Below are 25283 nucleotides of genomic sequence, written 5' to 3'. Positions count from 1 at the left end.
AGGAGTTTTTATGCTTTGGATTAAGATGTTTCACATTCTGGCGATGACGAGTTGGATGGCTGGTATTTTCTATCTTCCACGCATATTTGTGCACTATGTTGAGGGTAAGGCAGCGGGTCAAGATGTTGCGCGTTTGTCGATTATGGCGTCAAAACTCTATGGTTTCATGACCATAATGGCGATATTTACACTCGGCTTAGGGCTCTGGTTATGGTTGGGGTATGGCTTTAGTGGTGGCTGGATGCACGCAAAATTGTTGTTTGTCGGCTTTTTGATCGGTTTCCACTTCTGGTGTCGCTCTTACTTGCAGAGATTAAAGCGAGACGAGCTGACTCAGAGTGGACGCTACTTTCGACTCTTCAATGAATTACCGCTGCTCATATTCGTACCGATTCTCATCTTTGTTGTTGTGAAGCCGTTTTAAGAGTCTTTCAACAAAGCCTTTAAACGGCGCTCTAGCAGCTCAGCTTTTTGTTTGAGTTGGCGAGCGTCGTCAATAAATCCCTCAAACTCGACGCGCGTTGGCAATAGGTTGATCTCCTCTTGGAGATACTCTTTAGCGGTCGTTGTCAGTGTTTGACGACTGCTATTTGCCCACTCTAGAGACTGATTAATCGGCTTCATGATCATAGCGGCCGGTAGATCACCGATCTGTTCAGCTAACCAATCTTCCCAGTCGAGGGTTGGGTTATCGAACGCGTGAGAGAGGCGTTGTAGCAGAGCGGAATCGCCTTTAACCTCAACCCCTTGACCGAACATCACACTATTGGGGTCATTCAGCAGCTTCAGCAAATCTGAGGCTGATCCGGTTAAATGAGTGGTCGGTTCGGCGTCGTATTCACGCATGACGCTGACTTGATCATCGCTGAAAATCAGTGTGATCCTCAGCTCTTGTGGCAGTAGTGTGATTCCTAAACTCTGACCTGCAAGCTTGTTTAGAGTGTTACGAGCGCTAGGACGAGTGGATAGATAAGCGTTTATCGCTGATTCAATGGAGCCTGTCAGAGTCGCATCGATCAGATTCATAAACCTAGCCTCTCAATCCGTTATGTTAGGGTTTAATTCCGGTGTGAAGGGCAACAATGCCCTGGGTCAGGTTGCGGTAACGCGTCTGCACAAAGCCAGCACTGTCCATCATCCCTTTCAGAGTCTCTTGATCAGGATGCATGCGAATCGATTCTGCCAAGTAGCGGTAGCTTTCGGCATCGTTAGCAATCAACTGCCCCATTTTCGGCAGTAGATTAAAGGAGTAGAAGTCGTAGGCTTTTGTCAGTAGTGGGTTCTCAGTTTTAGAGAACTCCAACACCATCAATTTACCGCCTGGCTTCAGTACCCGATTCATAGAGCGCAGTGCAGCGTCTTTGTCGGTCACGTTGCGAAGGCCAAAGGCGATGGTGATGATATCGAAGGTGTTGTCTTCAAAGGGTAGGCATTCGGCATTGGCTTGCACGTACTCAACGTTACCCGCAACACCCTTGTCGATCAGCTTATCGCGACCCACTTTCAACATTGAGTCGTTGATATCCGCCAACACCACCTTGCCTGACTGGCCAACAATCTGTGCAAAGCGGCGTGTTAAATCACCTGTTCCGCCAGCGATATCGAGAATTTTATGGCCAGGACGTGCACCTGAACTCTCGATCGTGATGCGTTTCCAAATGCGGTGAATACCGCCGGACATCAGATCATTCATCACGTCATACTTAGCGGCTACCGAGTGAAATACGTCGGCAACGCGGTTAACTTTTTCATCAACCGGCACCTCTTGGTAGCCAAAATGCGTGGTGTTTTTCTGATTGTCTGACATGGGTTGGATCCACTTAACTGTTCAATGGGGCTATTGTAACGACTGAGTGGGAGCTTGTCGTTAACCTATCGCAATCATTCCGTTGTCTCGGCTAGCACCGGCTGCATCAAGTCGAGCTAGATATTCACTCCAGTACTGCTCTTGATTGTGCGCGAGGTCGTGGAGGTAGGCCCAGGTATAGAGTCCAGAGTCGTGCCCATCATCAAAGATCAGCTTTAGAGCGTAGTTACCGCTTGCTTCGACGCCTTTAAGGCCGACCAAGCGCTTGCCGGTCTGAAGGATCTCTTGCCCAATGCCATGCCCACGAACTTCTGCAGAAGGGCTATGAACGCGCAGAAACTCGGCGGTCAGCTCATAGTTGCCATCCTCATAAACCAACTCTAGTGTCTTAGAGCGCTTGTGAAGGTGGATCTGTCTCGGCATGGGCACAGAACTCATGGGGTAACCTCGTATTAAAGAATGTAGTGACTCAAGTCCTCATCGGCGCTCAGTTCACCAAGGTATTGGTCTACAAAGCTACGATCAATTTCGACGGTTTGACCACTCTTATCCGCAGCGCTGAAAGAGAGCTCCTCAAGTAGGCGCTCCATCATTGTATGCAGACGTCGTGCTCCAATGTTTTCGGTCTTCTCGTTCACCGACCAGGCGAGTTCGGCGATGCGCTGAATCCCCTCTTGGGTAAATTCAATCGAAACGCCTTCAGTGGCCATCAGGGCTTTATATTGCTCTGTAAGAGCGGCTTTGGGCTCGGTCAAAATACGAGAGAAGTCTTCTGGTGTCAGTGCTTCTAGTTCTACACGAATCGGTAAGCGACCTTGGAGTTCTGGGATCAGATCCGATGGGCGAGCCAGGTGGAAGGCGCCTGACGCGATGAAGAGTATGTGATCGGTTTTGATCATGCCGTGCTTCGTGCTGACCGTACACCCTTCGATAAGCGGTAGAAGATCTCTCTGTACCCCTTCACGTGACACGTCAGCGTTGCCAGACTCGGCGCGTTTACACACCTTGTCGATCTCATCTAAGAAGACAATGCCATTCTGCTCTACCGCTTCTAGCGCTTGCTGTTTGAGGTCGTCCTCTTTAATCAGCTTAGCGGCCTCCTCTTCGGTTAGAAGCTTGAAGGCCTCTGATACCTTAAGACGGCGCGACTGCTTCTTATCCTGCCCCATGTTGGCGAAGAGACTCTGCAACTGATTCGTCATCTCCTCCATGCCCGGTGGTGTCATGATCTCAACACCGACCTTGGGTTGAGCAATTTCAATATCGATCTCTTTATCGTCGATCTGACCTTCACGCAGCTTTTTGCGGAAGATTTGGCGGGTTGCTGAGTCGGTTTTGTCTAGCTCTTCACTGCCGATAGGGCGTGCTTCAGGTAGCAGTGCGTCCAGAATACGCTCTTCGGCAGCCTCTTCAGCACGGAACTTGTTCTTCTCGATCGCCTGTTCACGCAGCATTTTGATCGATTGGTCGACCAGATCGCGGATGATGGTCTCAACATCACGACCCACATAGCCCACTTCTGTGAATTTTGTCGCTTCAACCTTAATGAACGGAGCGTTCGCAAGCTTCGCCAAACGGCGTGCAATCTCGGTCTTACCTACACCGGTAGGTCCGATCATAAGAATGTTTTTAGGGGTGACTTCACCGCGCATCTCTTCATTCAGCTGCATGCGGCGCCAACGGTTACGCAACGCAATTGCAACAGAGCGTTTAGCGGAATCCTGGCCAATAATGTGACGATCGAGTTCTGATACGATCTCGCGAGGGGTCATAGCTGACATAAAAGGCTCCTTAAGCGACAGACTCGAGTTGTTCGATGGTTAGGTTGGCGTTAGTGAAGACACAGATGTCGGCTGCGATCTTAAGGCTCTTCTCAACGATGTCGCGTGCGTTTAGCTCACAGTTATCAACCAGCGCGCGAGCTGCCGCAAGGGCATAGTTACCCCCTGAACCGATCGCAATAACACCGTCTTCCGGTTCGATCACATCGCCGCTGCCGGAGATAAGAAAGGTCTTCTCAGAGTTAGCCACCAGCATCAAGGCCTCTAAACGACGCAACACTCGATCCGAGCGCCACTCGCGAGCAAGGTGGATAACCGCGTTCACAATGTTGCCTTGGTGTTTATCAAGCTGTTGCTCAAATAGATCGCGAAGAGTAATCGCATCGGCAGTACTACCAGCAAAGCCGGTGATGACTTTGTGTTTATCGATGACATTAACTTTGCGGGCGCTACCTTTCATTACAGTATTACCCAGAGAGACTTGGCCGTCGCCGCCTACAACGACTTGATCACCGCGGCGAACAGAAACAATAGTGGTCATTAGAGATTTTCCCAATCATAAGCTTATCTGCATTTATTGGGATGAATCGCCCGTTTTCAAGGCTAGTTTACTTTGCGCTTAACTGGGTGGATGTTCAGCTTTTCGAGTTTGGCTGTGGCGCTTTTTAACTCGTTATAGGTCGAGAAGTTTCCAGTCGATACTCGGTACCAAACGCCGTTGCTCCCCTCTGTACGGGACATGGTCACGTTTGGCAGGCCAGAAAGTGCCAGTCGTGCACGCTGAGCTTCAGCATCGCGGGCATTGCGGAATGAGCCTGTCTGCAGTCGGTAAACGGCATCCAGTGAAGCCGTTTTGGGGGTCGAAACATAGGCTGACTCTTCAGGTGTTTGGACTTCGCTCTCTTCTAATAGCTTGTAGAAACCAAACCGCTCATCCTGTGACTCTAGGTCGATGTTATCTAAAGGGAGAGATTCCCCAGGTTGTCGGGGTTCGACTTTAGCGGGAATCACGGGCTCCAGTGTTGGAACCTGCTGAACCGCTTTGCTATTGCTCGTTGGTGCCGGTTGTTTAATCAAAAAGAAGATCAGACCAGCAAGCAGACCCAAAGCCACGACAACAGCAAGCACTAAACCTGCAGATACTCCTGAAGGTTGAGGAGCAGCCGGTGTTTTGCGAGCGCTCGAAGTGGTACGAGTGGCACCAGCTCGAGGCTTGTTTGACTTGGGTTTGGATGCAAAGTCTCGGTTCGACATGATTACATCTGTTCAGGTGCCGAAACACCCAAAATGGTGAGACCGTTTGCGATGACTTGGCGCACCGCCACGGAAAGCGTAATGCGTGCATTGCGCAGTGCTTCATCGTCAATCAGCATCTTATGGCCGTTATAGTAGGTGTGGTAATCCGAAGCGAGGTCTCGCAGGTAGTTAGCCAGTTGGTGTGGCTCGAAGTTGGCTGCCGCGAGTTTAACCGTCTCTGGGTATTTGCCCAGTGCGGTGACAAGGTCACGCTCCGCTTCGCTATCCAAACGCTCCAGTGATGCTAAGCCCATCGCTTGATCCCAAGCCATACCTTCACTCTCTAATTTGCGCAGTACCGAGCAGATTCGAGCGTGAGCGTACTGGATGTAGTAGACCGGGTTATCCTTAGATTCTGACTTGGCAAGGTCTAGGTCAAAGTCCATGTGCTGATCGGCTTTGCGAGTGACATAGAAGAATCGACATGCGTCATTGCCTACCTCGTCGCGAAGCTCACGCAGTGTGACGAATGAACCTGAACGAGTCGACATCTGAACGCGTTCGCTGCCACGGTAAAGTATGGCGAACTGAACCAGTTTCACCACCAGACGCTCTGGATCGTATCCAAGTGCCTGAATGGCCGCTTTGACTCGAGTAATGTAGCCGTGGTGATCGGCACCCCAGACGTTGATAACTGTTTGGAAACCGCGCTCAAATTTGTTCATGTGGTAGGCGATGTCAGAGGCAAAGTAGGTGGTCTGGCCGTTGGCACGTTTAACCACACGATCTTTATCATCTCCGAAATCGGTCGATTTGAACCAGATATTGCCATCCTCTTCGTAGAGATAGCCCTTATCATCAAGGCGTTTCAGTGCCTCATCAACATCACCGCTGGAAGTCAGTGAGCGCTCACTAAACCAGCACTGGTAGTTCACGCCGAACTCACCTAAGTCTTCGCGAATATCGCCTAGGATTGAGTCCAGGCCAGCATCGAATAGCGTTCTGTATTGTGCGCCAAGGATGTTTTGAGCGCGATCGATAAGCCCATCGATGTGAAGCTCTTTATCGCCGCCTGCCGGTTCATCAGCAGGGACATCGAGATAGAGATCATCGAGTGAACACTGCAGTGCATCACCCTGAGTGGCTTTTAAGCTAGCTGCGATGTCACGAATGTACTCACCCTGGTAGCCGTTGGCTGGGAAGGTGATGGTATCGCCAAGCAACTCGAGGTAGCGAAGAAAGACGCTGACCGCCAGAATGTTCATTTGGCGACCCGCATCGTTGACGTAGTACTCACGCTCAACGTTCATACCACCGGCTTCCAGTAGGTCGGCCAGTGTTGCACCGTAAGCGGCACCGCGGCCATGACCTACGTGCAATGGTCCTGTTGGGTTAGCAGAGACAAACTCTACCTGTACACGATCATCGCTGGTTGGTTTACTGCGGCCAAACTGGTCAGTCTGCTCCAGTACATCGGCAACTACTGAGTAGATTGCAGCATCGTTGACAAAGAAGTTGATGAAGCCAGGACCAGCGATCTCAGCTTTATCAACGACCGTTGAAGCTGGAAGAGCTTGCAAAATCATCTCTGCAATAGCGCGTGGGTTTTGGCGAGCCGGTTTGGCCAGTGTCATCGCAAGGTTGGTCGCAAGATCACCGTGCGCCTTGTCACGTGTGTTTTCAACTTGGATGTTTGGCTCAAGATCAGCAGGGAGTTTGCCCTCTGCTTTCAGTGCTTCAATGGCGCCGTTTAACAGGAGCGCTATCTGTTCTTTCATGTCTTTACTCAGTGAAATAGATCGATGGTGTAGTCTGTCACTACAAAGTTGGCTGCATTATATCGTTTTGCAGCCCTTAAAAGCTATCGACAGGGTCAATGTCTATGTTCCAGCGAACGCGACTCGACTCTTTGTCTTGCTCCAACCAATTTTGTGCCGCTTTCAGAGTGCCTTGGATCGACGTGCGAGAGTCTCCAGTGAACATCAATTGTGCTCTAAACATGCCAGCGCGCTTCTCCATGAAGGAGGGGAAGGGGCCGCTGATCATCGGAAGCTGCTCTCTTGGGTAGGTAGCCTCTAGGGATCTCCTTAAACGCATAAGGTGTGCTTCGGCCCAGCCCTGTTTTTTCGCTTCAGCACGGATAATCGCTTGGAAAGCAAAAGGGGGGAGTTGAGCCTGTTTGCGACTCATCAACTCCTGTTCTGCAAAGGTGAGATAGCCAGAGGTTACCAAGGTGTTTAGTAGAGGGTGATCAACCTGGTGGGTTTGTAACACCACTTCGCCCGGACGTTCCGCTCGCCCCGCTCGGCCGGCAACCTGCATAATAAGTTGCGCGGTACGCTCCATGCCACGAACATCGGCACTGAATAGGCCTGCGTCGGTATTGACGATGACGACCAGTGTGACGTTCGGAAAGTGATGGCCTTTGGCCAGCATTTGAGTACCGACCAAGATGCATGGATCGCCACTGTTAACTTCGTTCATCAAGGACTCAAAGGCTTGGCGAGAGTGGGTTGAATCACGATCCACACGTTTGATGCTGGTATGGGTGAATAGCTCTGACAATCTCTGTTCGATTCTCTCCGTACCGCTACCGGCCGGTCTTAGTTGATCACTGCCACAGTGCTGACAGTGGCGCGGGATAGGGGTTTGTCGATCACAGTGATGGCAGTGCAGCTTTGGTGGTTTGCGGTGCAGCGTCATGCGTGCATCACAGCGTGTACAGTCAACGGTTGATCCGCAATCCTGACAGGTCAGTGTTGGTGCAAAGCCGCGACGGTTGATAAATACCAGGACTTGGTTGCCAAGGGTAATGTGATCGTTAATGCGACTGATAATCTCTGGAGCGAGGCCAGTATCTAACTCAACACCTTTCGTATCAAACAGCTCAAAGGTTGGCGCCGCTGCTCGACCCGCACGCTGTGTTAGTTGCAACTCTTTATAGCGGCCCTGTTGAACGTTAAGTAGCGATTCCAGTGCCGGTGTCGCACTGCCCATGATGACCGGTATATCAAGCTGTTTTGCACGCACCAGAGCAAGGTCTCGTGCGTGATAGCGGAAGCCCTCTTGCTGTTTAAACGACGGATCGTGTTCTTCATCAATGACGATCATCCCAAGATTAGCAAAAGGAATGAAGATCGCTGAGCGTGTGCCAATAACAATGCGTGTCTCCCCGGACTGGATCGACTGCCAAGCATCAAAGCGCATTCGATCCGTAAGGCCAGAGTGCAGCGAAGCAATGTTCGTGTTGAAGCGAGCAGTAAAGCGCTCAACCAGTTGTGGGGTTAAGCCAATCTCGGGCACCAAAATTAGCACTTGCCTGCCGTCGGCCAGCGCTTGCTCGATTGATTGTAGATAGACTTCGGTTTTTCCCGAGCCGGTCACGCCGACTAATAGGATGGGGCTAAAACCCTCGCTCTGTTTGATCTGATCAACCGCTCGTTGTTGCTCAGCATTCAGTGCCAAGCCCGCAACGCTAGGTAGGACAGTATTGACCTGCTGTGCACCGATTAAAGGCGCTTCACAGGGTTCGATCTGCTCCGATTCAATCAGTGCCTTTTGCACTTGTGACGTGAATTCAGCCTCTCTAATTGCGGATGTGCTGATTGGCTGTCGGTTTTTAATGAGCGTAAACAGGGCGCGCTGTCTGACGGCCCGTTTGGGCAGCGATTCAATATCGGCGTGCTCGGTTAAACGCCAGTAATCGGGGGCTGAGAAGGGGTGCTGCTCTTTGCGTGCTAAGTTGGGTAGAAGGTGAATTAAGGCATCGCCCAGTGGGTACTTATAATAGCTTGCCGCCCACTCACCGAGTTGTATCTGCTCATCATCGACAAGGGGCTCCTGATCGAGTAACGCTTCGAAAGGTTTCAGCTTATTTAGTGGCACCTCGGTCTGCTCGCTAAGACTATGAATCATCCCTATCAAGCTGCGCTGCCCGAATTTGACCAGCACACGAGCTCCGACAGCGGGCGCCGTCACTCCTTGCGGAATGGCGTAGTCAAACAGACGGTTTAGGGGTACCGGTAGTGCAACACGTACGATCATGGTCAAAATTTCTAATAAGCGAAGGGCAAGTCTAGCACCCATCTGGTCTTTGGAAATAGCTGCTTCAAGGTATTGGGTGATCAGTGGTTGTTATTCGTACAGCGCCTGCGTATAATTGCGCGCCTTGACATTTCCCGGCGAATTTTTCGTCAGTCGTGCGGTGCTTAAGCAGCATAATATATGCATCAAGCGTTAAGTGGCGGCACATAAAACATAGAGGTTTAATACTATGAAAGCTGGTATCCACCCAGAGTACAACGAAGTTACCTTCAACTGTTCTTGCGGTAACGTAATGACAACTCGCTCTACTATGAAAGAGAGCACAATGGCTGTCGACGTTTGCAGTCAGTGTCACCCTTTCTACACTGGTAAGCAGAAAGAAGCTCAGACCGGTGGTCGAGTGGATCGCTTCAACAAGCGCTTCGGTGCTCGCAGCCTCAAGAAGTAACTTGGGTCTCTGCATGCAGAACATTAAAAAGGCACTCATCGCGAGTGCCTTTTTTATTGTCTGTCAGTCAGCGCAAGCGAGTAGTTGTACCCCACAAGGTGCATCTGAATCGGTACGGGTAGCCAAAGTGGTCGATGGCGATACCGTTCATCTAACCGATGGGCGAAAGGTGCGCTTGATAGGCGTTAATACCCCTGAGCTCTACTCAAAGCCAAGGGCTGAAGAGGGGGCCCTGCAGGCTAAACGCCAATTGCAATCTTGGGTAAACGAGTCAGAATCTTTGCAGCTCTATTTCGGACGTGAGCCTAAAGATCGTTACGGTCGTGTATTGGGCTACTTGTTCGATGGATCGAAAACGCTCTCGCAACGTTTGATCCACGAGGGTTTGGGTTGGGCGATCAGTGTTCCCCCTAATGATCGACTAGCGGATTGTCTCTTCTCATCCGAAAAGAGACCAAGAACTCTAGGAAAAGGAGTATGGTCAAAATCCATTGCTGCCGCTAAAGAGATTGAACAGGGTGGTTTCAATTTGGTGTCGGGACGCATTACCAAGATTGATCAGGCTAAAAAGTACCTCTACGTCGAACTGGATGATCGATTGGCGGTTCGCATACCGAAAGAGTGGAACAGGAGTCTCTCCTTTACATTGGGCAACTCACTGGAGGTGCGAGGCTGGATTTTGGATCGCCGTGACTCTTTAAAGCCGGGCTCGCGATTTAAACCCTTTTTGCTGCCGGTTTTAGATAAACGGCATATCAAAATGTGAAACGGTTATAAGCCCAATTGCTTAGACAGTTTCCAAGAATAGACCTTTCTACCGAGAGGTTATTTTTATATCATCCCACAACGACCTTTAACTAGAACATAACTTAGCCTATCTGCATTATGCCTATGGGCCTATAACCATTCAGGATTCTACAATGTCTCAAGACTTTAAACAGGCAGCACTGGATTACCATGAGTTTCCAATGCCAGGTAAAATCAGCGTAGAACTATCTACACCTGCTGAAACTTCACGCGACCTATCTCTTGCATACTCTCCAGGTGTTGCTGAGCCAGTGCGTGAGATCGCTAAAGATCCTGAAAATGCTTACCGTTACACAGCCAAAGGCAACCTGGTTGCCGTTATCTCAAACGGCTCTGCTATTTTGGGTCTTGGCGACCTAGGTCCATTGGCTTCTAAGCCAGTCATGGAAGGTAAAGCGCTTCTATTCAAACGTTTTGCAAACATCGACTCTATCGACATCGAAGTGGATGCTGAGAGCCCACAGGCGTTTATCGATACTGTCGCTCGCATCGCTGATACCTTCGGTGGTATCAACCTAGAAGACATCAAAGCACCAGAGTGTTTTGAAATCGAACGCACGTTGATCGAGCGTTGTAACATCCCAGTCTTCCACGATGACCAGCACGGTACTGCGATTGTTACCGCTGCCGGTATGATCAACGCACTTGAGCTTGCTGGTAAGAAGCTAGAAGAGGCATCGATTGTATGTCTTGGTGCTGGCGCTGCAGCAAGTGCTTGTATGAAGCTGTTGATCAACATGGGTGCTCGCAACGAGAACATCTACATGATCGACCGTAAGGGTGTTATCCACTCGGGTCGTGATGATCTAACTCCCGAGAAAGCGATCTTCGCAACTGAAACGGATAAACGTTCACTTGAAGATGCTATCGATGGCGCTGACGTATTCCTTGGTCTATCAGGTCCTGATCTGCTTTCAGCAGAGAACCTAGCTAAGATGGCAACTAATCCTGTTGTCTTCGCTTGTGCAAACCCTGATCCAGAGATCAAGCCAGAACTTGCTCGCGCGACTCGTGAAGATGTCATCATGGCAACAGGTCGTTCAGACTACCCTAACCAGGTAAACAACGTGCTAGGTTTCCCATTCATCTTCCGTGGCGCTCTAGATGTTCGTGCAACAGCGATCAACGAAGAGATGAAAGCCGCAGCCGTTATCGCACTAGCAGAACTTGCTAAGCAACCTGTTACACAAGAAGTACTGGATGCTTACGGCCTAGAGAGCCTAGAGTTCGGTCGTGAATACATTCTGCCGAAAGCGACAGATTCACGTCTTTTGGGCGCGGTATCTTACGCAGTGGCTAAAGCAGCGATCGATTCAGGTGTTGCCGTTAAAGGCATGCCAGAGAACTACCCACTGAGCTAATCACTCTGAGGTAAATAAGAAGGGAAGCCACTGGCTTCCCTTTTTTTGTGTTAAACACATTACAGAACTTAACGGATTATCGGAACAGCTCTTCAGAAGTAGGAGGAGCTACTTCACTGCCCGGTTTAGGAGCGACCTCAGTCGGTACCTGCTCCTCTTTGAAAATCTCGTTGTAAGCGTTTTTCTGTCCTTCGTAAGCTAGTAGTCCTGTCGCAGGATCAATCAGAGCCGTCGCAATACCTGCCGGTTCAGGCAGGTAACTTTCAGGGATGTTACGAAGAGCATCTCCCATGAAGTCGATCCACATAGGCAGTGCAGCCGTGCTACCCCATTCGCGCTTACCTAGATGAGACGGTTGGTCAAAGCCGACCCAAGCCGTTGCGCTCAATTTAGGGGTAAAACCGCTGAACCAAGAGTCTTTTTGATCATTGGTTGTTCCCGTTTTGCCAGCTAGGTCACCACGTTTCAGAGCCAGTGCTCGACGACCAGTACCCTTTTTAATGACGTCGCGCATCATGTCGTGAATGATGTAAGCGGTGCGTTCATCTAGCAGACGTTCAGCGAGAGGTTGTCCCGTTAACGTCACTAGTTGCGGGTCACTCTCGGTGCTGGCTTGCGCCTCAGAAGCTGTATCATTGGAAGCCATGTCGGCGAGCTCTTGAGCGATTAACTCTGCTTGCTGGCGTTCAGGACAACTACCGCAGGCAATACTCGGATTGGCAGCAAACAGAGGTAGTCCTTCACGGTCTAGCACCGACTCAATGATGTAAGGATTGATTTTGAATCCACCATTGGCAATCGAGGCATATCCTGTTGCAACCTGAAGCGGTGTGGCATCAGCACTGCCTAGCGAGAGTGATAAGTTTTTAGGAAGCTTATCCTCTTCAAAACCAAAACCGAGTATGAAGTTTCGCGTCTCTTCGATACCTAAAGCTCGCATCAGACGAATGGATATTAGGTTACGTGACCGGTATAGCGCCTCACGAAGTCGAGTCGGACCGCCAAACTTGCCATTATCGTTCTCAGGCCGCCAGTTACCCTCTAGGCTGACGTCATGGAAAACAACGGGAGCGTCATTGATTACTGACCCCGGAGTGTAGCCATTGCTCAGAGCGGCACTGTATAGAAAAGGTTTAATATTAGAACCCGGCTGACGGTACGCTTGAGTGGCTCGGTTGAACTTGTTTAGATAGAAACTAAATCCGCCGGTTAGGGATTGAATTGCGCCATTCTCAGGATTGATGGCAATGAACGCACCTTGCACTTCGGGCAGTTGCGAGAGACGCCAGCCTTCAGCGGTTTGGCGAATTCGAATCATATCGCCAACAGCCAGCACTTCGGATGCTTTTTTCGGTTCAGAGCCGGTTGAGTTAACCCCTTTATATGCTCGAGCCCAGCTGATACCTGACCAGCGCAGCGTCGTTTCGCTGCCATCACCAAGTAGTAGCGTCGCTTCAGAATCATCCACCGCTTTCACCAGAGCCGCCTCAAGTCCGCCATAGGCTGGTGTCGCTTTAAGTTTTTTCTGCAGTGCAGAGGGTTCAATCTCTGTTAGATCAAAATGCTGCTCTGGACCACGGTAGCCGTGGCGTTCCGTGTAAGCCAGCAGCGCCGTTCTGAGCGCTTGATTGGCGCTGCGCTGCATGGTGCTGTCAATGGTCGTGTAGGCTTTCATACCCTCGGTGTAGATCCTTTCACCGTAGGTTTCATAGAGCTCCGCACGAACCATCTCTGCAACGTAAGGCGCAGGGATTTCAATATCAGCACCGTGGTAGCTAGCCGTAACCGGTTGATTGACCGCGTCGGAGTAGTCAGTCGTTGTAATGAAGCCTAGCTCCTGCATTCGACCAAGAATCCAGTTACGACGTTCGAGGGCTCGTTGCGGGTTAGTAATGGGGTTATAGGCTGATGGCGCTTTAGGTAAACCTGCGATCATTGCCAGTTGAGCGATGTTGAGCTGATCAATGGTTTTGCCATAGTAGACCTGTGCGGCGGCTTGTATGCCATACGATCGGTGGCCTAGATAGATTTTGTTGATGTAGAGCTCAAGGATCTCTTGTTTAGAGAGTGATTGTTCAATGCTGAGTGCTAACAGAATCTCAACAAATTTACGCTCAAAGGTACGCTCGCGCGTTAGGAAGAAGTTCTTAGCCACCTGCATGGTGATGGTCGAGCCGCCACTCTGAATTTTGCCAGAAGTTGCTAGCTGAAAGGCTGCACGAAAAAGCCCGCGAAGATCGATCCCTTGGTGTTCAAAAAATCGTGCATCCTCTGCGGCTTGAAGAGCATGGATAAAGTGTTGCGGGATATCGGCATAGCTGATTGGCGTTCGGCGCATTTCTCCAAACTCAGCAATCAACTTTTCATCTGCACTGTATACGCGCAGAGGGGTTTGAAACTCAACCTCACGCAGGGTCTCAGCGTCAGGCAATTGTGGGCTAAAGTAGTAGTAGATTCCGCCGGCTGCCAAAACGGCTCCCAGCAATCCAATTGCAGCCAGTGCCATCAACCATTTAATAATTTTTTTAATTATGCGCATTAATCTGCAAATTTCTTAAATTGAGCTAGGATTATAACGAGAACTTGATTTAGGTCCATAATGTCACTTGTAACTTTTGTGACCTAGTCTAGAGTGAAGTTAGATAATATCCACTAATTATTAGGTATTTTTGTGTTCAAACTCTTTGGTGGTAACAAACAAAGTGTTTTGGGAGTTGATATCGGGAACTCCTCTCTTAAGCTTGTTGCTTTAAGCTTTCGTGGAAAGACGCCTGTGCTGGACGGCTTTGGCGTCATCTCTCTGCCAGAAAAATCCTTTGTAGATGGCAGTATTGAGAAACCTGAAGAGGTTGCCGATGCCATTGTCAAAGCACAACGTCTGGCGGGTGTGAAAGCCACGCGAGCCATCACATCCGTAGCCGCCTCTGACGTGATCACAAAAGAGATTCAAATTTCTGAACTGTTCTACGGCTTTGACCTTGAAGAGCAAGTTAAAATTGAAGCCGATCAATTTATCCCCTATCCAATAGAGGATGTTGCACTGGATTTCGAGGTGCTAGGGCCTGTGCAAGGTAATCCGGCATTTAATCGAATTGGGATTGTCGCTTGTCGTCGCGACGGCGTCTCTGCTCGAGAGGATTGCCTAGATTTGGCTGGGCTCCAATGCGATGTGGTTGATGTAGATACCTATGTCTATGAACGCGCACTCCCACCAGAAGAGTTGGTGCCTGGAAGAGCCTGTGCGATTGTCGATTTTGGCGCTCATAATCTTACCTTTTACGCTTTTAAGGATGGCTTGATTAGCTACCATCGTGAGCATACCTTTGGGGGCGAGGAACTACTGCAGCAACTGCAACTCTACACAGAGCTGCCGCATGATGAATTGGCTGCACAGCTGCGACACGGTGAACTAGATCCCTCGCTTATCAGTCTCATGGAGAGCTTTGCTGATTCAGCGGTTCAGCAGGTCTCTAGAGCTTTGCAGTTCTATTCAGCTTCGGGGTCCCAAGAGCAGTTATCGACACTGTATATCACGGGCGGTCTAGCCTCTCTACCTGGTATCAAAGATAAATTGAGCAGTGAGTTGGGTATTAAGGTTCATGGTTTAGATCCGTTTGAGAGAATAGAAATTTCGTCCCAGATCAATATAGATCGTTTGAATGCTGAAAAGAACGCTTTGACTAAAGCACTCTCTTTGGCCTTGCGTGGTGTCGGGGGGCAATATGAGAACCATTAACCTGAGACCTTGGCGTGAAGAGCGAAATGCTTTCCTGCAAAAACGTTTCTATACACAACTTATCGTCACCGCTCTGTTGGCCGCTTCGATTATCGGAGCGAGTTACTACTACCTAACGGTTATGTTGAATAGGCAGCAGGATCGAAACGCTTATCTAACCAGCGAAATTTCGCGCCTAGATGTTAAATTGAAAGAGATACAAGAGCTTAAAAACAAGCGTGAACGCCTGCTAGAGCGACTGACTGCAATACAAGAGCTGCAGGGTACACGTCCTATTATCGTTCGCACCTTTGATGAGTTGGTAGAAGTTATGCCTGATGGCATTCACTACCAGTCACTGAACCGCTCTGGCCAAGAGATGTCGATCAATGGCCTTGCGGTTGCTAACGAGGATGTCTCTTCGTTGATGCGCACATTAAATGACTCTATCTGGTTTGGTGAGCCCTCGTTGTCGAAAGTCGCGACACAGAATGGTTTGAAGAGTTTTAATTTGCGAGTGCCGCTTGAGCGCCCCAATGTTGAGGAGGCTGCACAATGAGCTCAGTTTCCCTAAAACAGAAGTTTGAACGCGCGTTTCGCGGTTTTGACATCAATAACTTAGATCTGTCCGAAGCTTGGAGCTGGCCTTATGGCGTAAAAGCGATCGCGTTTGCTCTTTTGTTCATCGTTATTAATGGTGTCGGCTTTAACTTCTTAGTGATGGATCAAAAAGAGTCGCTCGACAGAGAGATTGGTAAAGAGCAGACACTCAAAACTCAGTTTGAAGCGAAGTCCTACCAAGTGGCCTCACTGGATGCACTGAGACGTCAAATGGCGGACGTTGAGTTGCGCTTTGCTGAGATGCTGGCGCAACTGCCAACAGAGAAAGAGGTACCGGGTCTGCTCGAGGATATCAGTGCGACAGGTCGAAACGCGGGACTTGAAATAGACTCCATCGCGCTGCAGCCAGAACGCAAAGCCTCATTCTATGTCGAGCTACCGATCGCCATTCAGGTTAAAGGTACCTACCATCAGATGGGTCAGTTCGTGTCGGGTGTTGCCAGCGTTAAGCGCATCGTAACCCTACATGATTTCAACCTTAGCCCAGCCAATGGTGATCTTTTGACCATGAGCATCAGCGCTAAAACTTACCGCTATGATGATGAGGAGTGATGTGATGAATAGAACAATCAAACATCTCTCTCTCATCGCGCTATTGGCATCTCTTTTGCAGGGTTGTATCTGGGTAGATGATTCGTCGGACCTTAAACTCTTTGTTCGTGAGAAGCTGGCGGCGCCTGGAGGTGGCATTGAACCGCTGCCTGAGCTGATCGCCTACGAAGCCTTTGTTTATGAAGGACCTTGGCAGCGTGATCCCTTTGTACCGCTATTGCCACAACAGTTTCTCGATGACGATGAGGTCGTGGTTGCACCAACAATCATGCCTGATTTCAATCGTATTAAAGAGTACTTGGAAGAGTTTCCGGTTGAGCAGTTGCAGATGGTAGGAACAATTACCTCGCCAATGGATGGTCAATTGATCGCCCTAGTCAGAGACAGTAACTCTGAAGTGCATCAGATTAAAATGGGTGCTCGCATGGGCATCGATTATGGTGTTGTAGTGAATATTGATGAACGCGGTATTGAGTTGAAAGAGATTGTATCGAACGGCCGCGGCGGCTGGATGAGCAGACCCAGAGTCGTCAAACTGCCGGGATTGGAGTAAGCCATGAATATGAAGAGATGGAAATTAAATATGTCGGTTCAGCGTTTAGTTACTCTGGTCACTTTGATGCTTATGTCGACGATGGCGTCGGCGCAAACGTTAAATGCTGTGGTTGCGACTGCGCTGCCGGGCAATCAGACAGAGTTGAGGTTTGACTTCACGGATCAACCGGCCGAACCAAAAATTTACGCAGTGGATACACCTGCGAGGTTGGTGGTTGATTTGTGGGGTGTTGATAAATCTGAGCAGTTGGATCGTTCAATCAGTGTTGGCTCTGGTCCCGTATCAAAACTGCTTTTTGCAGAAACCAACGATCGCCTTCGTGTCGTTGTCGAGCTGACGGAATCGGTTGGCTACCAAACCTCAGTGCAGGGTAATCAATTGATCCTCTCAATGGGTAACTCAACTCAAGCTTCAGCCGCTACTGCAGCAACGGCATCTAAAGCAGCTCCTGCTCAAAAAACCACTGTAGATGACACAACACGAGTAGTGGGTGTCGATTTTGAGCGTCTAGAAGGCAATCAAGGTCGGGTGACGATCTCTCTGAGTGACGATCGTGCTGGATTGGATATTATCGAAGAGGGTAACGGCGTCATTGTTAATCTGGTCGGGGCAACCTTGGCACCCGGGCTGTCTCAAAAGCTTGATGTCAAAGCCTTTGCGACACCGATTAACTTTATCGACTCGATGAATGCTGATGGCAGTGCGGCAATTTTGATTCTGCCCTCTAGCGACCCTTACGATTACCTCGCGTACCAATCCAACAACCAACTAGTGCTGGATTTCAAACCGATCTCGTTGAGTGCTCAAGCGGATCTTCAGAAAGATCTGTTCCCGTTTACCGGTGAAGAGATCGATCTAAACTTCCAAAATGTAGAGGTGCGCTCTGTACTCCAAATCATTGCAGAAGTGGCAGAGAAGAACCTAGTGGTAGGCGATGAAGTGAGCGGTAATACCACGCTTCGTCTGAAGAATGTCCCTTGGGATCAGGCGCTGGATATTATTTTGAAGACCAACGGGCTGGATAAGCGTGTCGTGGGTAACGTCATGCTAGTGGGCGATGCAACACAAATCGCCGATCGTGAACGTCAAGAGCTTGAAAACCAGCAACAGGTTAAAGAGCTGGCGCCGCTGGTAACCGAATACATCCAGATCGACTACCGCCGTGCCTCTGAGATGAAAGAGTATCTTTCGGCGGCCAATCTGATCAGTGAGCGTGGTTTTGTATTGGCTGATGACCAAACCAACGTCCTAATGGTGCGTGAGACTAACGCAGCCATCGAAGATATCCGCCGTACTCTGAAGCGCTTTGATGTTGAAGTCGCTCAGATCATGGTGGAAGCAAGAATTGTGACAGCTAACACGTCATTTAGTGAGAATATCGGTGTTAAATGGGGAATGTTTAAAACCTTAGAGACAAATGGAAATACTATCCAGCTTGGAGGTAAAACAGATTTTGGTGATTCTGCATTAGCTATACCTGGTTCGTTGGGAGTTGACTTTGGAACAGCAACAGGCCCTGCTTTTGCGGTTGGGTTTTTGAGCAATTCTCTTTTGTTACAAGCTGAGTTAGCTGCCCTAGAAAGCTCAGGTGATGGTGAAGTGATTTCACAGCCGCGAGTTATAACTATGAACGGTAAAGTAGGTAAAATTTCATCTGGTACCGCGCGTGAAGTTATTACCCAAGATGAGAACGGAAATTCAATTTCTGACTTTGTCGATATTCTTCTTACTCTAGAAGTTACACCTCAGTTAAATCCTGGTGGAAGAATTGCGATGGATTTGAATATTAACCAAGAAACACCAATCCCAACTTCTACAGACGTTGAGAAAAATACACTGAATACTTCTGTAGTTGTTAGAGACGGTGATACTATTGTTCTTGGTGGAGTATTCAAGACGGATTCTCGAACAGGTAGAGAAAAAGTCCCATTTTTTGGGGACTTACCAGTTGTCGGAAATGCATTCAAATATAGGTCAACATCAGAGTTTAAAGATGAGTTGTTGATCTTCATTACCCCGAAACTGATTCGTGAGTCACTGAACGTGCGGTAGTGTAAGGCTGTTTTTTGAAAATATTTTTAATTGGCCCTATGGGATCTGGAAAGAGCACCATAGGGCGTTTGCTTTCTAACGAGCTGAAATTGGAGTTTATTGACTCCGATAAAGTGATTGTTGACCGTGCTGGCGCCGATATTCCTTGGATCTTCGATGTTGAGGGTGAAGAGGGCTTTCGCGATCGCGAGCAGACGGTTATCGATCTAATCACTCAGCAAGATGACATCGTCTTAGCGACGGGCGGTGGTGCTGTGATGCGCCCAGCCAACCGAGAATTCCTCCGCAGCCGTGGTTTCGTTATCTACCTAGAAACCAGTATTGATCAGCAGATTGAGCGCACCGCGCGTGATCGCAACCGTCCTCTGCTGCAAACCCAAGATCCTCGCAAGACACTAGAGACCCTTTTAGAAAAACGAGATCCACTCTACCGCGACACCGCCGATATGATACTGCGCACTGATCGCAGACATCCGCGTATGGTCATCAGTGAGATCGTCAAAGCCCTTAAAAAACATCGCGTTCTGAAAAGCGCGTAGTCAGGATTCATCGCATGCAAGAGTTAAAAGTCGACTTAGGTGACCGTAGCTACCCTATCTACGTAGGCGACCATCTTTTTCAGAAAGTAGATATTGCGGGTGCGGTTCGGGGTAAGCAGGTAATGATCGTCACCAATGAGACGATTGCTCCACTCTACTTGAGCGCGCTGCGTGACCAGCTTCCTGGCCTTCAAGTGGACGAAGTGATTCTGCCAGACGGTGAGTCATTCAAAACTTTAGATACTCTTAACCTTATTTTCGATGCCTTGTTGCAGATGCGCCACAACCGCACGACCACACTGATCGCTCTAGGTGGTGGAGTTATCGGAGATATGACTGGTTTCGCAGCGGCCTCCTATCAGCGTGGTGTCGATTTCATTCAGATACCGACAACCTTGCTCTCCCAGGTAGACTCATCGGTGGGGGGGAAAACGGGCGTTAACCATCCATTGGGTAAGAATATGATCGGTGCCTTTTATCAGCCCAAAGCGGTATTGGCCGATACCGATGTCTTGAAGACACTCCCAGAGCGTGAGTTGGCCGCGGGTCTTGCTGAAGTGATCAAGTACGGTTTGATCTACGATGTTGAATTTCTTGCTTGGCTGGAGAAGAACATCGATGGACTTAACGACTGTGATCCTGAGTTGATGGAATATGCCATTAAACGTTCTTGTGAAATCAAAGCAGAGGTCGTTGCACAAGATGAGCGTGAAGGCGGTATTCGTGCCATTTTGAATCTTGGTCACACCTTTGGCCATGCCATTGAGACCGATCAGGGCTACGGAAATTGGCTGCATGGTGAAGCGGTGGGAGCAGGTATGTGGATGGCTGCAGATCTTTCGATGCGTCTCGGTTGGTTAGAGCCTGCTGATTTAGCACGTGTTGAAACACTCTTGCGTCGAGCGAAGTTGCCGATAGCACCTCCAGCAGATATGACGCCGGATCGGTTTATTGAGTTGATGTCGGTTGATAAGAAGGTTTTAGACGGTCAGATTCGACTCGTCTTGCTGCAACAGCTAGGTCAGGCAGTCGTTACCAGCGAGGTCGACCCCGAAGCCCTAAAATCGACACTAAAGCAGCACTACAGCGGCGAATAAAAAAATTCCGACTTACAAAACGCGCCAACTTGGCGCGTTTTTTGTTTTTTCTTGGTCGATTTGTAGCCAGAGCCGTAGAAGTGTAGAATTACGGTCCCATTTTGCCTCTGTGTCATTTCTCTAGAGGTGTATTCAGGTTTTAAGTGCCTGATTTTATTTAAGTTTTTAGGTAGGAATAGCGTATGAGCAACGGTCTGTATCGCGCGGATGAATTTAAAGATAACTGCGGTTTTGGTCTAATGGCCCACATGCAGGGCGAAGCAAGTCATAAGGTACTTGATAACGCCATTGAAGCATTGGCCTGCATGACTCACCGTGGTGGTATTGCAGCGGATGGTAAGACGGGTGATGGCTGTGGTCTGTTGATGCAGATGCCACGCGATTTCATGCGTGCAGCCGCTAAGAATGAGTTGAATGTCGACCTAACTGACACCTTTGCTGTTGGCATGGTATTCCTATCTAAGGATGCCGCGGCGGCTGACAATGCTCGTACTGTCATGAATCGCGAACTTGAAGCGCAGGGCCTTACCGTTGCTGGCTGGCGTGTAGTTCCGACGGATGACAGCTGCCTTGGTCCTATCGCGAAAGAGACGCTTCCACAGATCGAACAAGTTCTGATCAATGTGTCAGACATGGATGCAAAAGCGCTTGAAGTTGCGCTGTTTGTGGCTCGCCGTAAAGTTGAGATCGCTCTGTCTGATGATGCAGATTTCTACATCTGTACCCTATCTGAGCGCGTGATCAGCTACAAAGGCTTGATGATGCCGGTCGATCTTCCTGTGTTCTATAAAGACCTTGCAGATCCTGAGTTGAAGACAGCGGTGTGTACCTACCACCAGCGCTTCTCAACGAACACAGCACCGCGCTGGCCTCTTGCACAGCCATTCCGTTTCCTTGCTCACAATGGCGAGATCAACACGGTAGAAGGTAACCGCAACTGGGCTCGTGCACGTGCCTCTAAATTTGCTACTCCATTGATTCCAAATCTTGATGAGCTGCAGCCAATCGTTAACACCACCGGCTCTGACTCGTCATCAATGGATAACATGATCGAATTCCTACTGGTCGGTGGTATCGATATCTACCGCGCGGTTCGTATGATCATTCCACCTGCGTGGCAGAACGTTGACACCATGGACACTGAGCTACGTGCATTCTACGAGTACAACTCAATGCACATGGAAGCTTGGGATGGTCCTGCTGGCATGGTTATGACTGATGGTCGTTACGCGGTCTGTCTTCTAGACCGTAACGGTCTTCGCCCATCTCGATGGGTAATGACCAAAGACGGCATGATCTGTACCGCTTCTGAGATCGGTGTATTCAGCTACGAACCAAGCGATATCGTGGCTCAAGGCCGTGTTGGACCGGGTCAGATTCTGGCAATCGATACAGAGACAGGTGATGTACTGCACACTGATGATGTCGATAATCGTCTTAAAAAGGCACAGCCATACAAGCAGTGGTTGAAAGAGAACACACTGCGTCTAGAGAACACGATGAATCTATCCGTTGAAGCGGAAGCTCTCAGTGATATGTCTCCAGAAGAGACCAAGACTTACATGAAAATGTTCAATGTAAGCTTTGAAGAGCGTGACCAGGTACTTCGTCCGTTGGGCGAAAGTGGCATGGAAGCGGTCGGCTCAATGGGTGATGACAAGCCAATGGCCGTGTTGTCAGAGAAGATTCGTTCGCCATACGACTACTTCCGTCAGCAGTTTGCACAGGTGACCAACCCACCAATCGACCCACTACGTGAAGCGATCGTGATGTCACTAGAGACCTGCCTAGGTCGTGAGCAAAATGTATTTGAAGAGACTGCGGATCACGCTCGTCGTGTTGTATTGACGATGCCAGTACTCTCTGCAAGCAAGTTCTACCGTATTCGTGACAACGACGAAAAAGGGTTTGAGGTTGCTGTTATCGATCTTAATTACAACCCAGAAGAGTTATCGCTTGATAAAGCGATCGTTGCTGTCTGTGATAAGGCTGAAGCTGAGGTTCGTGCTGGAAAATCGATCATCATCCTATCGGATGCCAACATTGAGAAAGGTAAGTTACCTATCCATGCAGCGATGGCGACGGGTGCCGTTCACCACCGTCTAATCGATACAGGTATCCGTACTGATGCCAACATCATTGTAGAGACTGGTACGGCTCGTGACCCACACCATTTCGCAGTTCTATTCGGTTTTGGTGCTACCGCGGTCTACCCATACTTGGCTTACCGTGTGCTGACTGATCTTTGTCGTACTGGCGAGATGCTACAAGATGCTCTACAAAGCCACGAGAACTACCGTAAAGGTATTGATAAAGGCCTGTTCAAGATCCTATCTAAGATGGGTATCTCAACCATCGCGTCGTACCGTGGTGCTCAGTTGTTTGAAGCGATCGGCCTTAGCGATGAAGTGGTTGATCTCTGTTTCAAAGGGGTTACTAGCCGTATTCAGGGCTCTAAATTTGCTCACTTTGAAGAGGACCAAGCGGCGTTGGCTAAAACTGCCTTCATCGCGCGTAAGCCAATCACTGATGGCGGTCTACTGAAGTACAAGTTTGGTGGTGAGTACCATGCTTACAACCCAGACGTGGTACAAGCAATCCACGAAGCGGTTAAGTCGGGTGATCAGAAGCACTACGACCGTTACGCTAAACTGGTTAACGAACGTGGCATCGCGACGATTCGTGACATGCTTAAGCTTAAAGATGTCACTCCGATTAGTATTGATGAAGTAGAACCCGCTGAAGCGATTTACCCACGTTTTGATACAGCGGCAATGTCGCTCGGTGCACTCTCTCCAGAGGCGCATGAAGCTCTAGCTGTTGCTATGAACGAACTGGGCGGTCGCTCTAACTCAGGTGAGGGTGGTGAAGACCCTGTCCGTCACGGCACCATTAAGCGCTCTAAGATCAAGCAGATCGCATCGGGCCGTTTTGGTGTGACACCGGAATACCTGGTGAATGCTGATGTTATGCAGATTAAAGTGGCTCAGGGCGCGAAACCAGGTGAAGGTGGTCAGCTACCAGGTGGTAAGGTTAACAGCCTAATCGCGCGCCTACGTTACTCGGTGCCAGGTGTGACATTGATCTCGCCTCCACCGCATCACGATATCTACTCGATCGAGGATTTGGCGCAGCTTATTTTCGACCTTAAGCAGGTGAACCCTGAAGGTCTGGTCTCTGTGAAGCTCGTCTCTCGTCCAGGTGTCGGTACCATTGCCTGTGGTGTTGCTAAAGCCTACGCAGATTTGATCACAATTTCTGGTTACGACGGTGGTACTGCGGCATCACCTCTAACATCGATTCACTACGCAGGTTCGCCTTGGGAACTTGGTCTAGCCGATACTCACCAGTCACTGCGCGGTAACCATCTGCGTGGTGCGATTCGTCTGCAGACAGACGGTGGTTTGAAAACGGGTCTAGACGTTGTTAAAGGCGCGCTACTGGGTGCAGAGAGCTTCGGTTTCGGTACCATGCCAATGGTTGCATTGGGTTGTAAGTACCTACGTATCTGTCACTTGAACAACTGTGCGACCGGTGTTGCGACGCAGAATGATCGTCTACGTAGCGATCACTTCCGCGGTACTGTAGAGATGGTTAAGAACTACTTCCGCTTTGTGGCAGAAGAGGTTCGTCAGATCATGGCTCAGCTGGGTCTGCGCACTGTCGAAGAGATGGTTGGCCGTGTTGATCTACTAGAGATCATCGAAGGCAAAACTGATCGTCAGAAATCACTGGATCTTTCGCCGCTCATCAGTGATGCCGGTGTACCAGCAGATCGTCCACAGACGGTTCAGCAAGAGCGCAACGTTCCGTTTGATGAAGGCCGTCTAAACACTGACATGTTAGCGATGGCGCAAGCTGCAATCGATTCAGCAGCCGGCGGTGAGTTTGAACTGACAATCACTAACTGTGACCGTTCAGTGGGCGCACGCACCTCGGGTGCTATCGCTAAGAAACACGGCAACTTGGGCATGGAAAACAACCCAATTACCTTTAAGTTCCGTGGCCACGCAGGTCAATCATTCGGTGTCTGGAACGCCGGTGGTCAGAACCTTCTTCTAGAGGGTGATGCGAACGACTACGTTGGTAAAGGCATGGCGGGCGGTAAGATCGTCATCAAACCATTCTCAGAAGTGACTTACGCCTCACAAGAGACTGCGATTATCGGTAACACCTGTCTATACGGTGCAACAGGCGGTAAGTTGTTCGCAGCGGGCTGTGCAGGTGAACGTTTCGGTGTTCGTAACTCAGGTGTACACGCCGTGGTTGAAGGCGCCGGTGATCACTGTTGTGAGTACATGACAGGCGGTTTGGTAACGGTTCTGGGTGATACAGGTTACAACTTTGGTGCAGGTATGACGGGCGGTTTCGCTTATGTACTGGATAAAGATCGTAGCTTCGTGGATAAGTACAACCACGAATTGGTTGATATTCACCGTATCCACACCGAGCACATGGAGCAGTACAAAAACCACCTACGCTCAGTGATCATCGAATTCGTTCGTGAAACGGGCAGTGCGTGGGGTCAGGAAATTCTTGATAACTACGAAGATTTCCTCGGCAGTTTCTGGCTGGTTAAGCCAAAAGCGGCGAGCCTAGATGTTCTGCTAAACAGCATGACACACGCTCCAGAGTAAGATTTAGGTTTATTAGATTATCGCCCAGAT

The 25283-nt window shown here is 49.5% G+C and carries 21 protein-coding genes; 12 read left to right on the top strand and 9 right to left on the bottom strand.

The window, feature by feature from the left end; translation table 11 throughout:
- The first annotated feature begins 10 nt into the window (after positions 1 to 10).
- A complete protein-coding gene (locus tag XMA152_RS03945; RefSeq protein ID WP_173480095.1) occupies positions 11 to 424 on the top strand; it encodes a CopD family protein in 414 nt (137 codons plus the stop codon).
- Here XMA152_RS03945 and XMA152_RS03940 read toward each other — a convergent pair.
- The 8 genes from XMA152_RS03940 to XMA152_RS03905 form a co-directional block, all read right to left on the bottom strand.
- Positions 421 to 1026, bottom strand: coding sequence for an SCP2 domain-containing protein (locus XMA152_RS03940; protein ID WP_173482773.1), 606 nt, complete (start codon positions 1024 to 1026; stop codon positions 421 to 423). The two genes, XMA152_RS03945 and XMA152_RS03940, sit on opposite strands and share 4 nt — an antisense overlap.
- Before the next feature lie 25 nt (positions 1027 to 1051).
- Positions 1052 to 1807 (bottom strand): bifunctional demethylmenaquinone methyltransferase/2-methoxy-6-polyprenyl-1,4-benzoquinol methylase UbiE, encoded by a 756-nt coding sequence (gene ubiE, locus XMA152_RS03935; RefSeq protein ID WP_173480097.1) that lies wholly within the window; start codon positions 1805 to 1807, stop codon positions 1052 to 1054.
- Positions 1808 to 1867: 60 nt separating this feature from the next.
- A complete protein-coding gene (locus XMA152_RS03930) occupies positions 1868 to 2245 on the bottom strand; it encodes a gamma-butyrobetaine hydroxylase-like domain-containing protein (RefSeq protein WP_173482772.1) in 378 nt (125 codons plus the stop codon).
- Between the two features lie 14 nt (positions 2246 to 2259).
- Positions 2260 to 3588, bottom strand: a complete 1329-nt coding sequence (gene hslU / locus XMA152_RS03925) for an ATP-dependent protease ATPase subunit HslU (protein ID WP_173482771.1) — start codon at positions 3586 to 3588, stop codon at positions 2260 to 2262.
- Between the two features lie 10 nt (positions 3589 to 3598).
- On the bottom strand, positions 3599 to 4129 hold the full coding sequence (hslV, locus tag XMA152_RS03920; protein ID WP_173482770.1) for an ATP-dependent protease subunit HslV: 531 nt from the start codon (positions 4127 to 4129) through the stop codon (positions 3599 to 3601).
- A 62-nt stretch (positions 4130 to 4191) separates the two neighbouring features.
- A complete protein-coding gene (locus tag XMA152_RS03915; RefSeq protein ID WP_173482769.1) occupies positions 4192 to 4842 on the bottom strand; it encodes an SPOR domain-containing protein in 651 nt (216 codons plus the stop codon).
- A 2-nt stretch (positions 4843 to 4844) separates the two neighbouring features.
- Positions 4845 to 6602, bottom strand: a complete 1758-nt coding sequence (gene argS / locus XMA152_RS03910) for an arginine--tRNA ligase (RefSeq protein ID WP_173482768.1) — start codon at positions 6600 to 6602, stop codon at positions 4845 to 4847.
- Between the two features lie 76 nt (positions 6603 to 6678).
- On the bottom strand, positions 6679 to 8868 hold the full coding sequence (locus XMA152_RS03905) for a primosomal protein N' (protein ID WP_217363894.1): 2190 nt from the start codon (positions 8866 to 8868) through the stop codon (positions 6679 to 6681).
- A gap of 229 nt (positions 8869 to 9097) precedes the next feature.
- Between XMA152_RS03905 and rpmE the strand changes: the two genes are divergently transcribed.
- The 3 genes from rpmE to XMA152_RS03890 all read left to right on the top strand — a co-directional run bounded on the left by rpmE (position 9098) and on the right by XMA152_RS03890 (position 11484).
- On the top strand, positions 9098 to 9316 hold the full coding sequence (gene rpmE, locus XMA152_RS03900) for a 50S ribosomal protein L31 (RefSeq protein WP_173480103.1): 219 nt from the start codon (positions 9098 to 9100) through the stop codon (positions 9314 to 9316).
- Positions 9317 to 9329: 13 nt separating this feature from the next.
- The gene (locus XMA152_RS03895; RefSeq protein ID WP_173482766.1) at positions 9330 to 10082 is read left to right on the top strand and encodes a thermonuclease family protein; all 753 of its coding nucleotides are present in this window, start codon (positions 9330 to 9332) and stop codon (positions 10080 to 10082) included.
- 154 nt (positions 10083 to 10236) lie between these two features.
- Positions 10237 to 11484, top strand: coding sequence for a malic enzyme-like NAD(P)-binding protein (locus tag XMA152_RS03890; RefSeq protein ID WP_173480105.1), 1248 nt, complete (start codon positions 10237 to 10239; stop codon positions 11482 to 11484).
- 76 nt (positions 11485 to 11560) lie between these two features.
- On the opposite strand, the gene XMA152_RS03885 is transcribed toward XMA152_RS03890, so the two are convergent.
- Complete coding sequence (locus XMA152_RS03885) at positions 11561 to 14023, bottom strand: penicillin-binding protein 1A (protein WP_173482765.1); 2463 nt, start codon at positions 14021 to 14023, stop codon at positions 11561 to 11563.
- A 132-nt stretch (positions 14024 to 14155) separates the two neighbouring features.
- On the opposite strand from XMA152_RS03885, the gene pilM reads away from it, so the two are divergent.
- The 8 genes from pilM (at position 14156) to gltB (ending at position 25253) form a co-directional block, all read left to right on the top strand.
- Positions 14156 to 15220 (top strand): type IV pilus assembly protein PilM, encoded by a 1065-nt coding sequence (gene pilM, locus XMA152_RS03880; protein WP_173482764.1) that lies wholly within the window; start codon positions 14156 to 14158, stop codon positions 15218 to 15220.
- Positions 15207 to 15758, top strand: a complete 552-nt coding sequence (locus XMA152_RS03875; protein WP_173482763.1) for a PilN domain-containing protein — start codon at positions 15207 to 15209, stop codon at positions 15756 to 15758. Before pilM ends, XMA152_RS03875 begins: the two co-directional genes overlap by 14 nt.
- On the top strand, positions 15755 to 16372 hold the full coding sequence (locus XMA152_RS03870) for a type 4a pilus biogenesis protein PilO (RefSeq protein WP_173480109.1): 618 nt from the start codon (positions 15755 to 15757) through the stop codon (positions 16370 to 16372). The genes XMA152_RS03875 and XMA152_RS03870 overlap by 4 nt, the downstream gene beginning before the upstream one ends.
- A 4-nt stretch (positions 16373 to 16376) precedes the next feature.
- The gene (locus XMA152_RS03865; RefSeq protein ID WP_173480110.1) at positions 16377 to 16925 is read left to right on the top strand and encodes a pilus assembly protein PilP; all 549 of its coding nucleotides are present in this window, start codon (positions 16377 to 16379) and stop codon (positions 16923 to 16925) included.
- Positions 16926 to 16928: 3 nt separating this feature from the next.
- Positions 16929 to 18980: a type IV pilus secretin family protein gene (gene pilQ / locus XMA152_RS03860; RefSeq protein ID WP_254448269.1), complete on the top strand. Its 2052-nt coding sequence runs from the start codon at positions 16929 to 16931 to the stop codon at positions 18978 to 18980.
- 14 nt (positions 18981 to 18994) lie between these two features.
- On the top strand, positions 18995 to 19519 hold the full coding sequence (gene aroK / locus XMA152_RS03855) for a shikimate kinase AroK (protein ID WP_305792067.1): 525 nt from the start codon (positions 18995 to 18997) through the stop codon (positions 19517 to 19519).
- A gap of 14 nt (positions 19520 to 19533) precedes the next feature.
- Complete coding sequence (gene aroB, locus XMA152_RS03850) at positions 19534 to 20616, top strand: 3-dehydroquinate synthase (protein WP_173482762.1); 1083 nt, start codon at positions 19534 to 19536, stop codon at positions 20614 to 20616.
- A gap of 182 nt (positions 20617 to 20798) precedes the next feature.
- A complete protein-coding gene (gene gltB, locus XMA152_RS03845) occupies positions 20799 to 25253 on the top strand; it encodes a glutamate synthase large subunit (protein ID WP_173480112.1) in 4455 nt (1484 codons plus the stop codon).
- Positions 25254 to 25283 lie beyond the last annotated feature (30 nt).

It is taken from the genome of Marinobacterium sp. xm-a-152 (genome assembly GCF_013282965.1).
In the GTDB taxonomy this organism is placed as follows: domain Bacteria; phylum Pseudomonadota; class Gammaproteobacteria; order Pseudomonadales; family Balneatricaceae; genus Marinobacterium_E.
This window is presented reverse-complemented; position numbering and strand designations above follow the sequence as displayed.